Consider the following 15,169-nt stretch of genomic DNA (forward strand, 5'->3'; position numbering starts at 1 on the left):
CCCGAGCGCCATAGAGACTTATAACGGACTGGTCAGAAGATGAACTTTGTCGTCCCCGACTTCTACCCCGCAGCGGCCGAGATTTTCGTTGCCGTGATGGCCCTGGTGATCATGCTCGCGAGCACCTTCGCGCGCAGCATTGCCCGATCGCTTTCCTACTACGCGACCCAGTTCACGCTGATCGCGGCGGCCTTCGTCACCATCTTCACGATGGAGGGCGAGCCGGTGTACACCTTCAGCAATCTGTTCATCAGCGACCTGATGGGCGATTTCCTGAAGCTGATGATCTACTTCTCGACGGCCATCGCCTTGCTTTACGGCCGGGCCTACCTCGCCGACCGCAAGATCGACAAGCCCGAGTACTACCTGCTTGCGCTGCTGATGACGCTGGGCATGATGGTGATGGTCACGGCCAACCATATGCTACCGATGTATATCGGCCTCGAGATGATGTCGCTGGCGCTGTACACGATGGTCGCCTTCGACCGCGAGTCGGCACGCTCGACCGAGGCGGCGATGAAGTACTTCGTGCTCGGCGCACTTGCATCGGGCCTGTTACTCTACGGCATGTCGATGGTCTATGGCGCGACCGGCTCACTCGAGTTCTCGGCCATTGCGCAGGCGATCTACAACGAGGCAGCGAATCGTACGGTGCTGATGTTCGGCCTCGTGTTCCTGGTCGCCGGCATCTCGTTCAAGCTCGGTGTCGTGCCCTTCCACATGTGGGTGCCCGACGTCTATCAGGGCGCACCGACGGCAGTCACACTGATGATCGCGACTGCGCCCAAGCTGGCGGCGTTTGCAATGGCGGTGCGTTTGCTGATCTGGGCGCTGTTCGACATCGCCGAGGAATGGCAGACGATGTTGATGCTGGTTGCGGTCGCTTCGATCGTGCTCGGCAACCTGGCTGCGATCGCGCAACAGAACATCAAGCGCATGCTCGCCTACTCGGGTATCTCGCACATGGGTTTCATGCTGCTTGGCCTGCTTGCGGGGGTGGTGGACGGGGATCGCCACTTCGCGCTCAATGCCTACAGCTCGGCCATGTTCTACGCCGTGTCGTACGTGATCATGAGCCTGGCATCCTTCGGCATGCTCATCCTGCTGTCGCGTGCCGGATTCGAGGCGGAGAACATCGACGACTTCAAGGGACTTAACAGGCGCAGCCCCTGGTTTGCGCTGATGATGCTCTTCGTCATGTTCTCGATGGCCGGCATTCCGTTCTTCATTGGTTTCTTCGCCAAACTGTCGGTCCTTCAGGCCGTCGTGGCAGCCGGTTACTTCTGGCTTGCGGTGGTCGCGGTGCTGATGTCGGTCGCTGGGGCGTTCTACTACCTGCGTGTGGTCAAGGTCATGTATTTCGACGAACCGGTCGATGCGTCCCCGATCCACGCGCCTGCTGAGGTCCGCGTGATGCTATCGGCGAACGGTATCGCGATCGCTGCGCTGGGACTGGCGCCGCAGATGCTGATGTCCCTGTGCGCGTATGCGCTGTTGGGGTCGCTGTAAGCCGGTCCGGACGTTCGGCGCCGCTGACTCATGAACGAGACGACGAGCGTCTATCTGCTCCTGGCCATCGTGTTTACGATGGCCAACCTGCCTTTCGTGTTCGATCGCATCCTCTTCGTAATCCGCCCCCCTGCGGGGCGTGCAAAAGGCCTGGCGTGGCGCCTCTTTGAGTTGGCGATCCTGTATTTCGTCGCCGGCGCACTGGCGATGGGACTCGAAGCTCAGGGGCATGGCAGCGTGTATGCGCAGAACTGGGAGTTCTACGCCACCACCTTCTGCCTGTTTCTCGTGTTCGCATTCCCGGGTTTCGTCTTCCGCTACCTGTGGCACGCACCGCGCAAGGCAGCAGCCGAATGAGCGGGGCCGCGGGGACGGAGCCGCTGGAGGAGCGCGAGCTTTCGACCGAGCAGGTGTTCGGCGGCCGTCTGCTGAATGTGTGGCGTGATCGGGTGCGCCTGCCCGATGGCGGGGAAGGTACCCGCGAGTACATACGCCATCCCGGTGCGGTGGTGGTGGTTGCGGCGCTGCCGGACGGCAGGCTGCTGTTCGAGCGCCAGTTTCGCTATCCGTTGCGGCGCGCCTTCGTTGAGCTGCCAGCGGGCAAGATCGACCCGGGCGAGGACATCCTGGCCTGCGCGCAGCGTGAGCTGCGCGAGGAAACGGGCTACGAGGCGGCGAGCTGGCAGCATGTCGGCGTGATGCATCCCTGCATCGGTTATTCGGACGAGCGGATCGAGATCTTCTTCGCTCGGGGTCTGCGTCATGTCGGTCATGCATGGGACGAAGGCGAGTTCCTCGAGATCCTGACGCTTTCCGTGGAAGAGGCCGAGGCGGCCATTCACCACGGCGAAATCACCGATGGGAAGTCGATCAGCGCCTTGTATCGCTGCCTGCCCCTGTTGCGTTCAGCGGGGCGTTGAGGGCTACGACCCCCCTTTCGCCGAGGCCTTGAACGGGGCGTGCTCGGCCAGTTCGTCGAGATAGAAATCCATCTGCCCGCGTTCGCGGGTGAGATAGTCGTCGACCGCCGTCCGGAAGCGTGGGTCGGCGATCCAGTGTGCCGAGTGCGTTCGCACCAGCTGCAGTCCGCGTGCCAGCTTGTGTTCGCCCTGTGCGCCTCCTTCGAAGCGTTGCAGGCCATGTTGGATGCAATATTCGATGGCCTGGTAGTAGCACAACTCGAAATGCAGGAAGGGCAGGTTCTCCGTTGCACCCCAGTAGCGCCCGTAGAGTGTGTGGTCGTCGCACAGGAAGAAGGCCGACGCGACCGGTGATTGTCCGCGCTCGGCAAGCAGAAGGCGCACATGGCCGGGCAGGTCACTGGCCAGCCGGTCGAAGAAGGCGGGGCTGAGGTAGGGTGTCGAGCGGTGCAATGCGTAGGTCGTGGCGTAGCAACGGTAAAGGAAAGCCCAGTCCGCGGTCGTGGCCGAATGGCCGTCTTCCCAACGCAGGGACAGGCCGTGGGTGGCTGCGCGACGACGTTCCTGTCGGATCTTCTTGCGCTTGTCGTGATTGAGACTGGCGAGGAAAGCATCGAAGTCCCGGTAAGGCGGACCGGAGGGATCATGCGGATCGGCATTGCGCCAGTGGAACTGCACGCCGTGGCGAATCGACAGACGCGCGTTCTCCAGCACGCCCAGGTCGTCGTCCATCGGAAACAAGAGGTGTAGCGAGGACAAGCCGCTCTGACGAGCGTGCTGGATCACGCTCGTCAGCAATGCCTGGCGGCTTGCGGTCGAGCGGCCGAGGAGGCGTGGGCCGGGAATCGGGGTGAAGGGGATGGCGGACAGCCATTTCGGATAGTAATCCAGGCCATGGCGGTGGTAGGCCTCGGCCCAGGCCCAGTCGAACACGTACTCGCCCCACGAATGCGTCTTCAGATAGAGCGGCATCGCCGCGACGAGTTCGGCATCTGCCCATAAGGTTGCATGCCGGGGCGTCCATCCGGTCTCGGGGCATACGCAGCCGCTGGCCTCGAGGGCGTGCAGGTAGGCATGGCGGAGGCAGGGTGGCGCGTCGGATGGGAGCAGGGCGTCCCACGCTTCGGGCGCGACGTCGGAGATTGCGTCGAGGAGATGGAGGCCGTGCCGGGCGTGCATGAGCGGGGGCGGGAGGGAGCGCGGGTGGTTCGGCGAGTTGCCGTAGGCGGGAGCAGGCTGGGGGGCTGCCTTATTTTTGAGCAGATCGAAGATACGCTTTGTGCGCTGCAACTTGCAAGCGCTGTCCACTGCTTGTCCACAGGCTTTCACACGGTCGCTGTGGGTTACACAGGTCCGCGTTTGCACGGCGGTTGCGCCGAAGCGGTATAGTTTCGCTCCATGAATGCGAACGCCCACATGCCCCTTACGCTTGCAGTCGCCCAACTCAATCTCACCGTCGGAGATCTCGTCGGCAACGCCGACCGGATCATCGGTGCCATCGAGCGCGCTCGCGCGGCAGGGGCCGACCTTCTGCTCACGCCTGAACTCGCGCTGTCCGGTTACCCGCCAGAGGATCTCTTGCTCCGGCCCGACTTCTATCGCGCCTGCGCCCGCGAGACGCAGCGCATCGCTGACGCGGCAGGCGACATGCGGGTGGTCCTCGGCCATCCCGCGGAATCCGGCCATGCGCGCTTCAATGCAGCGTCGGTGCTGAGCGGCGGTCGGGTGCTGACCAGTTACTACAAGAACCTGCTGCCCAACTACGAGGTTTTTGACGAGGAGCGCTATTTCGAGTCCGGTGCGACGCCCTGTGTGTTCGAGCTCAAGGGCGTGCGGTTCGGCGTCAATATCTGCGCCGACGTCTGGGAGACCGGACCGGCGGAGCTCGCGCGGGCGGCAGGCGCCCAGGTGTTGCTGTCGCTGAACGCTTCGCCCTATCACATGGACAAGCAGGCGCAGCGCGTGCAGGTGCTGCGTGACCGTGTGCGGGAGACGGGCCTGCCGGTGCTGTACTGCAACATGGTGGGCGGACAGGATGAACTGGTGTTCGACGGCAATTCGTTCGCGCTCGACATGGATGGCCGGCTGGGCTATCAGGCGACGTCCTTCGATGAGCGTGTCGACATTCTCCGTTTCGATGCCGGACGCTGGTCGAGCGATACCAAGGCAGCACCCCGTCTCCTCGAGGCTGAGGTCTATGAGGCGCTGAAGACCGGGGTGCGCGACTATCTTGGCAAGAACGGTTTCCCCGGGGCGATCATCGGCTTGTCTGGCGGAATCGATTCGGCACTTACCCTGGCGGTGGCGGTAGATGCGTTGGGGGCGGACAAGGTTCGCGCGGTGATGATGCCTTCGCCCTACACCGCACAGATGAGCCTGGACGATTCGCGCGAGATGGTGCGCAGGCTGGGCGTGCGTTACGACGAGATCCCGATTGCGCCGGCGATGCAGGTGTTCGCCGACCTGCTCGAACCGCATTTCGCCGGGCTGCCTCCGGATGCGACGGAGGAGAACCTGCAGAGCCGGATCCGCGGCATGATCCTGATGGCCTTGTCCAACAAGACGGGGGCGATCGTGCTGACCACGGGCAACAAGAGCGAGATGGCCACCGGCTACGCGACCTTGTATGGAGACATGGCTGGCGGATTCGCGGTCCTGAAGGATCTCTACAAGACTTTCGTGTTCCGCCTGTCGAACTGGCGCAACACCGTGGGCCCGGTGATTCCACGAAACATCATTGACCGCCCGCCATCGGCCGAGCTCAAGCCCGACCAGAAGGATCAGGACAGTCTGCCGCCCTACGAAGTGCTCGATGCGATCATCGAGGCCTACATGGAGCGTGACGAGTCGCCGCGCCATATCATCGCGGCTGGTTTTCCAGAGGCGGAGGTTCGTCGCACGGTGGGCATGCTCAAGCGCAACGAGTACAAGCGTCGCCAGGCGCCGGTGGGCATCCGCGTGACACAGCGGGGGTTCGGCAAGGACTGGCGTTATCCGATAACATCTCGTTATCAGGATGAGTTCTAGTCATTGAGCTTGGCTCTAGGTTCGACCCCAACATCTTCAGGAGACATGCATGAAAAAAATCGAGGCGATCGTCAAGCCTTTCAAGCTGGATGAGGTCAGGGAGTCGCTGTCCGAAGTGGGCATCACCGGCCTGACCGTTACCGAAGTCAAGGGTTTCGGGCGCCAGAAGGGGCATACCGAGCTCTATCGTGGCGCTGAGTACGTCGTCGACTTCCTGCCGAAGATCAAGGTGGAGGTCGTGCTCGCCGACGACATGGTGGATCAGGCGGTCGAGGCCATCGTGAAGGCTGCGCGCACGGGGAAGATCGGCGACGGCAAGATTTTCGTGACGTCGGTGGAGCAGGTCATTCGCATCCGTACCGGCGAGACCAACGAAGCCGCGATCTGAGGTTTCAGCGCTGCGCGGCGTTCTGCGCCCGCAGCAGCACCAGCAGCGCGCCCCCGCCGCCATCGTGGGGGCCAGCCTGGCAGAAGGCCAGGATCTCTTCGCGCTGGGCAAGCCAGCCGCGGGACAGTTGCTTGAGGATGGACACCTTTCCCGGCGAGCCGTGCCCCTTGCCGTGGATCACCCGGATGCAGCGTTTGCCCTGGGTCAGGCTGTCGTGCAGGAAATGGGCGAGCGCATCGCGCGCTTCGTCGCGCACCAGACCGTGCAGGTCGATCTGCCCCTGCAGCACCCAGCGCCCGCGTCGCAGGTCGGTCAACACCCTGCGCGGTAGTCCGGGACGAAGGAACGCCGCCTCGTCGCCCATGTCGAGGCGATCTTCGAACGTCAGCGGCGCCTGCAGCGATTCGTGCAGCGCTGCCCGCTCGTCTTCCTCGCGCTTGATTGGCGCCGGCCGCGGTGTTGGGCGGGCGAGCTCCACCCGGTTGCGCAGGTCGATCGGCTGGGTGTCGCCGACCACACTGCGGAAAAGCGACGCAGGGTCGCTGACGTCGGCATCAGGGGGCAGGACGATGGCGTCGGGCCGTTGGATGCGTGGCGCCTGTCCGGTCGTGTCGTGCCGAACGCGGTGCCGCAGCGGGGTGTCGAGTTCTACCCGGCCGGTATCGCGCAAGGGCATGACGCCTTCGTAGGCCAGGCTGAGCGGGTCCCGGGGCGGCTGGCGTGCGGGGGCGGGTTCATCGTCGACGGTAGGCTGAGCGCGCGGGATCGGTGCGGGACGTGGACGCTCGATCTCGATGCGGTCACCGCCGCGGACCGGCAAGGTGTCACCGGCCATGCGGCGGAACAGCGCCATCTCTTCCGCGTCGGGCAGGCGGGCGTCGGCCAGCGAGGTGTCGCCTTCGGTCTCGCGTGTGGCCGTGCGCGACGGACGGATCTTCTTTCCTGCCGGTTGTGGCACCTGCGTCGGCCGCGTGTCAGCCTGGTTGTCGCGGAGTTGCTTGCGCAGCCCCGCGAGCGGCGTGTTGGGCGGAAGCCCCCGGCCTGCGTCGGCGTCGCCCGTGCGCGCGCCGGCCGGCGTGGCCGAAGGCAGGGCAGGGCGCGGGCGACGAGCCATTGCGGATCAGTTGCCGAGTGCGTCGAGGTAGCGCTCTGCATCGAGCGCGGCCATGCAGCCGGTGCCCGCAGACGTCACTGCCTGGCGGTAGATGTAATCCTGCACGTCACCGGCGGCGAACACGCCGGGGACGCTGGTCTGGGTGGCGTTGCCGTTGCGACCGCCCTGGGTGACGATGTAGCCGCCTTCCATCTCGAGCTGGCCTTCGAAGATGTCGGTGTTGGGCTTGTGGCCGATGGCGATGAACACGCCCTGCAGGGCCACATCACGGGCAGCGCCCGTATTGACGTCCTTGATGCGCATGCCGGTCACGCCGCTGTTGTCGCCGAGCACTTCGTCGAGCGTCGCATTGAGGGCAAGCTCGATCTTGCCGGCGGCGACCTTTTCCATCAGCTTGTCGATCATGATCTTCTCGGCGCGGAACTTTTCGCGGCGATGGACGAGGGTGACCTTCCGGGCGATGTTGGCAAGGTAGAGCGCTTCCTCGACCGCCGTGTTGCCGCCACCGACCACGGCGACGTCCTGATTGCGGTAGAAGAAACCGTCGCAGGTGGCGCAAGCCGAGACGCCGCGACCGGCGAACTTCTCCTCCGAGGGCAGGCCGAGGTACTTGGCGGTGGCGCCGGTGGCGATGATCAATGCGTCGCAGGTGTACTCGCCGTTGTCGCCGATCAGGCGGAAGGGCTTTTCGGCCAGTTTCACCGTGTGGATGTGGTCGAAGATCATCTCGGTGTTGAAGCGCTCGGCGTGCTTCTGGAAACGCGCCATCAGGTCCGGACCCATCACACCGTCTGCGTCGGCGGGCCAGTTGTCGACGTCTGTCGTGGTCATCAACTGGCCACCCTGGGCGAGGCCGGTGACCAGCACCGGATTCAGGTTGGCGCGGGCGGCATAGACGGCAGCGGTGTAGCCGGCGGGGCCGGAGCCGAGGATCAGCAGGCGGGCGTGTTTCGTGGTCATCGGAAGCATTCCTGCGGGTTGCGAGTGAAGCGCGGATTATAGCCGAGCGCATCCTGACGTCGCGGCCATGAAGCCGATAGGGGCGCTTCATCGCCGGTGTGCGTCCCGTGTGGACGTGATCTGCATCACGCTGCTGCAATGGTGCGGCGAATATTCGTTTAAACTCGTGACAAAACGCCCTCGACAAACATTCTTGCGCTGTGTTACCCGCGGAGTCAGCATGACCAAATCCACTGCCGTGTCCGTCATCGCCCTGAAGACGTTCCCGCTCTTTCACGGACTGTCCGACGATGTGCTCGCCAATGTGGCCCGCGTGTCGATGATGCGGCGCATTCCGCGCGGACAGTCGGTCGTGAATGCGGGCGATCGTTCAGACTATGTGTATTTCGTGCTGACCGGCAGCCTCAAGGTCATCGTCAGCGACGAGGACGGTCGCGAGGTCATCCTGTCGATCCTGGGGCAGGGCGAACTCTTCGGCGAGATGGGCATGTTCGACGAGCAACCGCGCTCGGCTTCCGTCGTCGCCGTGGTGCCGGCCGACCTCATCCTGATCGCCAAGCAGGATTTCCGCATCATCATGCGCGACAACTTCGAGGTCGCCTGGCGCATCATGTGCAATCTCGCCAGTCGTCTGCGCAATGCGGACCGCAAGATCGAGAGCCTGGCGCTGATGGACGTCTACGGGCGCGTTGCCCGCCTGCTGATCGAGATGGCCGAGGATGTCGGCGGCGAGTCGGTCGTGGTGCGCAAGATCTCGAAGCAGGATATCGCCAAGATGATCGGCGCCTCGCGCGAGATGGTCAGCCGCGTCATGAAGGATCTCGGCCAGCAGGGCCTCATCGAGGAGCGCCCGCAGGGCATCATATTGCGCGAGCGACTCAGCGAAGTCTGACCTGCTCCCGGGCGATTCCCTTCGATTGGCGGTGCGCAGGTGGCGGCGCTGCGGAGAAGGGTTCCGGCGCAGGTTTGTGAGCAGGCGCAACGTCGCGGCCGAGTGCCGTGATGCATCGCATATAATCCGCGCTGTTGTTTCATTCAGGCTTGCTGCCGTCGCCCAATGCTGTCTCGTTCGTCGTCCCGTTCCCAGCCCCTGCCGGAAAAGATCTCGCTGCTGCTGCAGGAAGCACGCTGGCTGATCCTGGGCGTCATGTCGCTCTACGTCGGTCTCATCCTGCTGGGATACAGCAAGGCTGACCCGGGCTGGTCGCACGCGTCGGATGTCGGCCGCGTGGTCAATCCGGGCGGCCGCTTCGGCGCCTGGCTGGCCGATCTTCTGCTTTACCTTTTCGGCGTGTCCTCGTGGTGGTGGGTGGTCTTTCTCGGCTACAGCCTGCTGTGGGGCTTCCGGCGCCTGAAGAACCGCCTGACGCTGGACCGCCGCTCCTTCGTCTTCGTGATGATCGGCTTCCTGGTGGTGCTGCTGACCAGCAGCGCGCTCGAGTTCCTGCGCTTCCACAGCCACGGTGCGGCCGTGCCGCTGGGGCCGGGTGGGCTCATCGGCATGGAGCTGGGGGGGCTGACGAACCGCTACTTCGGCTTCACCGGCGGCACCTTGCTGCTCCTGGCCCTGCTGGCGTCCGGATTGTCGCTGTTCACCGGGGTGTCGTGGGTTGCGGTCGTCGAGCGGATCGGGCTGTGGCTGGAGCAGGCTGTCATCGGTGCGCAACAAGCGTGGCTGCGCTGGCAGGACCGGCGAGTCGGACGTGAGATCGCCCAGAAGCGTGAAGCCGTGGTCGAGACCCGTCGGCGCAAGACCGAGAAGGCGCCGCCGCCGCCACTGCGTATCGAGCCGGCTGTGGTCACCGTGCAGAAGTCGGAGCGTGTCGAAAAGGAGCGTCAGCAGACGCTGTTTGCCGACGCCGCCGAAGGGGCGATTCCGCCGGTGGGGCTGCTCGACCCGGCGTCGGGCGAGGTCGAGCCGCCGTCGGCCGAGGCACTCGAGTTCACGTCGCGCCTGATCGAGACCAAGCTGGCCGATTTCGGCGTCGAGGTGAAGGTGCTGGCTGCGTATCCGGGGCCGGTCATCACGCGCTACGAGATCGAGCCGGCCACGGGGGTGAAAGGCAGCCAGGTGGTGAATCTGGCCAAGGATCTGGCGCGCGCGCTGTCGCTGGTGTCGGTGCGGGTGGTCGAGACCGTGCCCGGCAAGTCGTGCATGGCGCTCGAACTGCCCAACCCCAAGCGCCAGACCGTGCGCCTGTCCGAGATCATCGGCTCCAAGGTCTACCATGACATGGCCTCGCCGCTGACCGTCGTGCTCGGCAAGGACATCGGTGGCCAGCCGGTGGTCGCCGATCTGGCCAAGATGCCGCACCTGCTGGTCGCGGGCACGACCGGTTCGGGCAAGTCGGTGGGCATCAACGCGATGATCCTGTCGCTGCTGTACAAGAGCGAGCCGGACCGTGTGCGCCTCATTATGGTCGACCCGAAGATGCTCGAATTGTCGATCTACGAGGGCATCCCGCATCTGCTGGCGCCCGTCGTCACCGACATGAAGCACGCAGCCAATGCGCTCAACTGGTGCGTGGCCGAGATGGACAAGCGCTACAAGCTGATGGCGGCAGTCGGCGTGCGCAACCTCGCCGGCTTCAACAAGGCCGTCATCGAGGCGCGCAAGGCCGAGACGCCGCTGACCAATCCATTCTCGATCACACCGGAGAGCCCCGAGCCGCTGGAGACGCTGCCCTACATCGTCGTCGTCGTCGACGAGCTGGCCGACATGATGATGGTGGTCGGCAAGAAGGTGGAGGAGTTGATCGCGCGCCTGGCGCAGAAGGCGCGTGCGGCGGGCATCCACCTGATCCTCGCCACCCAGCGGCCGTCGGTCGATGTCATCACCGGCCTGATCAAGGCCAACGTGCCGACACGGATTGCGTTCCAGGTTTCCAGCAAGATCGATTCGCGCACCATCCTCGACCAGATGGGGGCCGAGACCCTGCTCGGCATGGGCGACATGCTCTACTTGGCGCCCGGTACCGGACTGCCGGTGCGGGTGCATGGCGCCTTTGTCGCGGATGACGAGGTGCACAAGGTGGTCGATCACCTCAAGCGCGTCGGTCCGCCGGATTACGTCGAGGGCATCCTCGCTGCGCCCGAGGACGATCTCGAGGCCGCCCTGGGCGGCGGGGGCGAGGGCGGGGACGGTGAGGCTGATCCGCTTTACGACCAGGCGGTGGAAGTGGTGATCAAGACACGCCGGCCGTCGATCTCGCTGGTGCAGCGCCATCTGCGCATCGGCTACAACCGCGCGGCACGCCTGATCGAACAGATGGAGCGCGCCGGGCTGGTGTCGGCAATGGGCAGCAACGGCAACCGCGAGGTGATCGTGCCGGCGAAGGAGGGCGAATGATGTCAGTGCGTTTCGGCGTGGGGCGTGCAGTTCGGGCGCTGGTTCGGAGCCTGTGCGCTGCCGGCCTGCTGGCGATCGGCGGGTTGACGCTTGCCGCGGACGGGGTCGAGCAGCTGCGCCAGTTCGTGAGTTCGACGCGCAGCGCGGAGGGGGCTTTCGAACAGACCGTGGTCGCAAAGTCGGGGCGCAGGCCGCAGCAGGCGGCCGGCAGCTTCGCCTACGCGCGGCCCGGACGCTTTCACTGGGAATACGACCAGCCCTATCGGCAGGTGCTGGTGGGCGACGGCACTCGGCTATGGACCTGGGATCCGGATCTGAATCAGGTGACGGTACGCGAGATCGGCGAGGCCCTCGGCGCGACGCCGGCGGCGATCCTGTTCGGTAGCGGCGAACTCGAGGAAGGCTTCGAGTTGGCCGATGGTGGTACCGACAATGGGCTGAGCTGGGTCGAGGCGCGCCCGAAGAAGACCGAGAGCGGCTTCGAGTCGTTGCGCATCGGCCTTCAGGACGGTCAGCTGCGGCAGATGGAAATGCGCGACAACTTCGGCCAGACCACTTTCATCCGCTTCACGCGCCTGCAGCCCAATCCGCAACTCGATGCCGGTCGCTTCCGCTTCACGCCGCCGGCGGGCGCAGACGTGATCGGCGACGTGCCGGCCGTGGCGCGTTAAGTCACGGTACTTCCCGATGGCCGACCTGTTCGAATCGATCGAGCCGCCACGCGTCCCGCTGGCCGAGCGCATGCGGCCGAAATCGCTGGACGAGGTTGCGGGGCAGCAGCACCTGCTGGGTCCCGGAAAGCCCTTGCGCCTGGCCTTTGCCGCGCGCAAGCCGCATTCGATGATCCTGTGGGGGCCACCCGGTGTTGGCAAGACGACGCTCGCCCGGCTGATGGCGCAAGGCTTCGATGCCGATTTCGTCGCGCTCTCGGCGGTGTTCTCCGGGGTCAAGGAGATTCGGGAGGCGATCCAGCAGGCGCAGGCCGCCAAGGCGCGCGGACGGCATACGATCCTGTTCGTGGATGAAGTCCATCGCTTCAACAAGTCGCAGCAGGATGCATTCCTGCCATACGTCGAGCAGGGGCTGGTGACCTTCATCGGCGCCACCACCGAGAATCCATCCTTCGAGGTCAATTCGGCGCTGCTGTCGCGTGCCACCGTGTATGTGCTCGAGCCGCTGGACGCCGGTGCGATGCAGATGCTGTTCGGGCGAGCATGGCAGATTGCCTGCCCGGCGCTGGCCATCGACGATGATGCGCGGGATCGCATGATCGGCTTTGCCGATGGCGATGCACGCCGCCTGATGAACCTGATCGAGCAGGTGCAGGTGGCGGCCGAGACGGCCGCGGTGGCACCGGTGACGGCGGATTTCATCGACGCTGCGCTGTCGCAGAACCTGCGGCGCTTCGATAAGGGCGGTGAGGCTTTCTACGACCAGATCTCGGCGCTGCACAAGTCGGTGCGCGGTTCTGACCCGGATGCCGCGCTGTACTGGCTGTGCCGCATGCTCGACGGTGGGGCCGATCCGCTCTATCTCGGACGACGGCTGATCCGCATGGCGGTGGAGGACATTGGTCTCGCCGATCCGCGCGCGCTCGAAATCAGCCTGAACGCCTGCGCGACCTACGAGCGCCTCGGCTCGCCGGAGGGCGAGCTGGCATTGGCGCAGGCGACGATCTTTCTGGCCTGTGCGGCCAAGTCCAACGCCGCTTACAAGGCCTACAACGCGGCGCGCGATTTCGTGAAGCGGGATGGCTCACGTCCTGTGCCGCTGCACCTGCGCAATGCGCCGACCCGGCTGATGAAGGAGCTGGGCTACGGCAAGACCTACCGCTACGCACATGACGAGCCCGAGGCGTATGCGGCCGGGGAAGACTACCTGCCTGAGGGCATGCCGCGGCCGGGCTGGTACCAGCCCACGCCACGGGGCATGGAAGCCCGGATTGGCGACAAGCTCGCCCATCTCCGGGCGCTGGACGCCGCCGCGCAACAAGAAAGCACCCGCCTCGGGAAGCCTGCTGCTCCCGCGACGGGTGCAAACCCGGAGGGGACATCCGGGCAAGATCGTGACGACCTCAATGTGGCAGGGGGTGATCGGACATGAAACGCTCGCACACCCTGCGTGCCAATTGCGCCTTCCGTTCGTCGCCGCGTTCACTGGCCCGCTCGATGAGGTCGAGCATGTAGTGGGTCAGCATCAAGACGCCTTCGGGCGTCTGAACCAGACCGCAGGCCATCTGTGCCGCAGCCACGTCGGGAATGCCCTCATGCTCGGCGATGAGCGAGACCTCATCGTCGGTAAGGTCGCAGTAGTCGAGGCAGTCTCGAATGGATAGCATGCCGTAATCCTCCTTTGATCGTTACCGTCTGGTGCGGCTTGATGACTCCTTTAAACATATTCGACGATAGAGAAATTGCAAGTTCGATTTACGTAGGGTCAACTCTCTAAGTGATTGATCTCGATAGTTAATTTTGTGCGTCGCATCATCGTGGTGCGACGTCCTGGATGCCGTTTCGGATCAGATACTTGTTGAATCTGTTCCAGGCTCCACTTCAGATTTCGACGCCAAGTCGATGACTCAATAACGATTTCAGGAACGACCGATGCTCGACATTCAACTTCTGCGCAGCCAGATCGATGTGGTTGCCGCTCGCCTGGCCAGCCGCGGACTGCAACTGGACAGCGCTGCCTTTCAGGCACTCGAGGACGAACGCAAGCAACTGCAGACCCGCACCCAGGAACTGCAGGCGCGGCGCAACGCCTTGTCGAAGCAGATCGGCATGCTCAAGGGCAAGGGCGAGGACGTCGCGCCGGTGATGGCCGAGGTGGCGCAACTCGGCGATGAGCTGAAGGCCTGCGAGCAGGCTCTGCCCGGCCTGCTGGAGCGCATCAACGACTTCGTGGCCCGCCTGCCCAACCTGCCGCACGAGAGCGTGCCGGTCGGCGAGGACGAGAGCGGCAACGTCGAGGTGCGCCGCTGGGGGATGCCGGCGCAGTTCGACTTCGAGGTGCGCGACCACGTCGATCTCGGTGCGCCGCTGGGTCTGGATTTCGAGACCGGCGCCAAGTTGTCGGGTTCGCGTTTTGCCTTCCTGCGCGGCCCGATCGCGCGCCTGCACCGTGCGCTGGCGCAGTTCATGCTCGACACCCACACGCGCGAGCACGGCTACACCGAGTGCTACACGCCCTACATCGTCAACCGCGAGGCCTTGTTCGGGACTGGCCAGCTGCCCAAGTTCAAGGAAGACCTGTTCTGGGTGCTGCGCGGCGGCGACGAGGAAGGTGTCGAGCAGTACCTGATCCCGACTGCCGAGATCACGCTGACCAACAGCGTGCGCGAGGACGTGCTGGCGCTGGATGCGCTGCCGATCCGCATGACGGCGCACAGCCCCTGCTTCCGCTCGGAGGCGGGCAGCGGTGGCCGCGACGTGCGCGGCATGATTCGCCAGCACCAGTTCGACAAGGTCGAGATGGTGCAGGTCGTCGAGCCGTCGACCAGCTACGAGGCGCTGGAGCAGATGGTCGGCCACGCCGAGGCCATCCTGCAGAAGCTCGAGCTGCCCTACCGCGTGATTACGCTGTGCACCGGCGACATGGGCTTTTCCGCGGCGAAGACCTACGACCTCGAGGTCTGGCTGCCGGCGCAGAACACCTATCGCGAGATCTCGAGCTGCTCGAACTGCGAGGCCTTCCAGGCACGCCGCATGCAGGCGCGCTTCAAGAACGCCCAGGGCAAGAACGAGTTGGTGCACACGCTCAATGGTTCTGGCCTGGCGGTGGGTCGCACGCTCGTAGCGGTGCTGGAGAACTATCAGCGCGCGGACGGTGCCATCGTGATTCCCAAGGCGCTGGTGCCCTACATGGGCGGCGTCGAGGTGCTCGAGCCGGCGTTGTAAGCAGGG

At 64.7% G+C, this 15,169-nt stretch carries 14 protein-coding genes; 10 read left to right on the forward strand and 4 right to left on the reverse strand.

What is annotated here, in order from left to right:
- Positions 1-39: 39 nt before the first annotated feature.
- From nuoN to AC731_RS02170, 3 genes are read left to right on the forward strand one after another with little or no spacing between them, the layout of a single operon-like run.
- Positions 40-1,509: an NADH-quinone oxidoreductase subunit NuoN gene (gene nuoN, locus AC731_RS02160; protein WP_004253038.1), complete on the forward strand. Its 1,470-nt coding sequence runs from the start codon at positions 40-42 to the stop codon at positions 1,507-1,509.
- Between the two features lie 30 nt (positions 1,510-1,539).
- Positions 1,540-1,866 carry a DUF2818 family protein gene (locus AC731_RS02165; RefSeq protein WP_048708963.1) on the forward strand — a complete coding sequence of 109 codons (327 nt, stop codon included), beginning with the start codon at positions 1,540-1,542 and terminating at the stop codon, positions 1,864-1,866.
- Positions 1,863-2,429: an NUDIX domain-containing protein gene (locus tag AC731_RS02170; RefSeq protein ID WP_004253042.1), complete on the forward strand. Its 567-nt coding sequence runs from the start codon at positions 1,863-1,865 to the stop codon at positions 2,427-2,429. Before AC731_RS02165 ends, AC731_RS02170 begins: the two co-directional genes overlap by 4 nt.
- Positions 2,430-2,432: 3 nt before the next feature.
- Here the strand turns inward: AC731_RS02170 and AC731_RS02175 are convergent, their stop codons facing one another.
- The gene (locus AC731_RS02175; RefSeq protein ID WP_048708966.1) at positions 2,433-3,608 is read right to left on the reverse strand and encodes a GNAT family N-acetyltransferase; all 1,176 of its coding nucleotides are present in this window, start codon (positions 3,606-3,608) and stop codon (positions 2,433-2,435) included.
- A 219-nt stretch (positions 3,609-3,827) separates the two neighbouring features.
- Here AC731_RS02175 and AC731_RS02180 point away from each other — a divergent pair, with 219 nt between their 5' ends.
- Positions 3,828-5,456 carry an NAD+ synthase gene (locus AC731_RS02180; protein WP_048708968.1) on the forward strand — a complete coding sequence of 543 codons (1,629 nt, stop codon included), beginning with the start codon at positions 3,828-3,830 and terminating at the stop codon, positions 5,454-5,456.
- Positions 5,457-5,505: 49 nt separating this feature from the next.
- Positions 5,506-5,844, forward strand: coding sequence for a P-II family nitrogen regulator (locus tag AC731_RS02185; protein ID WP_004253047.1), 339 nt, complete (start codon positions 5,506-5,508; stop codon positions 5,842-5,844).
- A gap of 4 nt (positions 5,845-5,848) precedes the next feature.
- On the opposite strand, the gene AC731_RS02190 is transcribed toward AC731_RS02185, so the two are convergent.
- Positions 5,849-6,958: a Smr/MutS family protein gene (locus AC731_RS02190; protein WP_004253048.1), complete on the reverse strand. Its 1,110-nt coding sequence runs from the start codon at positions 6,956-6,958 to the stop codon at positions 5,849-5,851.
- Positions 6,959-6,964: 6 nt separating this feature from the next.
- Positions 6,965-7,918, reverse strand: a complete 954-nt coding sequence (gene trxB / locus AC731_RS02195; protein ID WP_004253051.1) for a thioredoxin-disulfide reductase — start codon at positions 7,916-7,918, stop codon at positions 6,965-6,967.
- A gap of 220 nt (positions 7,919-8,138) precedes the next feature.
- On the opposite strand from trxB, the gene AC731_RS02200 reads away from it, so the two are divergent.
- The 4 genes from AC731_RS02200 (at position 8,139) to AC731_RS02215 (ending at position 13,370) form a co-directional block, all read left to right on the forward strand.
- Positions 8,139-8,810 carry a Crp/Fnr family transcriptional regulator gene (locus AC731_RS02200; protein ID WP_004253058.1) on the forward strand — a complete coding sequence of 224 codons (672 nt, stop codon included), beginning with the start codon at positions 8,139-8,141 and terminating at the stop codon, positions 8,808-8,810.
- Between the two features lie 165 nt (positions 8,811-8,975).
- Positions 8,976-11,267 (forward strand): DNA translocase FtsK, encoded by a 2,292-nt coding sequence (locus AC731_RS02205; RefSeq protein WP_048708970.1) that lies wholly within the window; start codon positions 8,976-8,978, stop codon positions 11,265-11,267.
- Complete coding sequence (gene lolA / locus AC731_RS02210) at positions 11,267-11,938, forward strand: outer membrane lipoprotein periplasmic chaperone LolA (RefSeq protein WP_048710484.1); 672 nt, start codon at positions 11,267-11,269, stop codon at positions 11,936-11,938. Before AC731_RS02205 ends, lolA begins: the two co-directional genes overlap by 1 nt.
- Before the next feature lie 16 nt (positions 11,939-11,954).
- Complete coding sequence (locus tag AC731_RS02215) at positions 11,955-13,370, forward strand: replication-associated recombination protein A (RefSeq protein WP_048708972.1); 1,416 nt, start codon at positions 11,955-11,957, stop codon at positions 13,368-13,370.
- On the opposite strand, the gene AC731_RS02220 is transcribed toward AC731_RS02215, so the two are convergent.
- On the reverse strand, positions 13,342-13,605 hold the full coding sequence (locus AC731_RS02220; RefSeq protein ID WP_004253074.1) for a hypothetical protein: 264 nt from the start codon (positions 13,603-13,605) through the stop codon (positions 13,342-13,344). The two genes, AC731_RS02215 and AC731_RS02220, sit on opposite strands and share 29 nt — an antisense overlap.
- Positions 13,606-13,870: 265 nt before the next feature.
- On the opposite strand from AC731_RS02220, the gene serS reads away from it, so the two are divergent.
- Positions 13,871-15,163 (forward strand): serine--tRNA ligase, encoded by a 1,293-nt coding sequence (serS, locus tag AC731_RS02225; RefSeq protein ID WP_004253076.1) that lies wholly within the window; start codon positions 13,871-13,873, stop codon positions 15,161-15,163.
- Positions 15,164-15,169: the final 6 nt, after the last annotated feature.

The organism is Thauera humireducens, assembly GCF_001051995.2.
Lineage (GTDB): Bacteria > Pseudomonadota > Gammaproteobacteria > Burkholderiales > Rhodocyclaceae > Thauera > Thauera humireducens.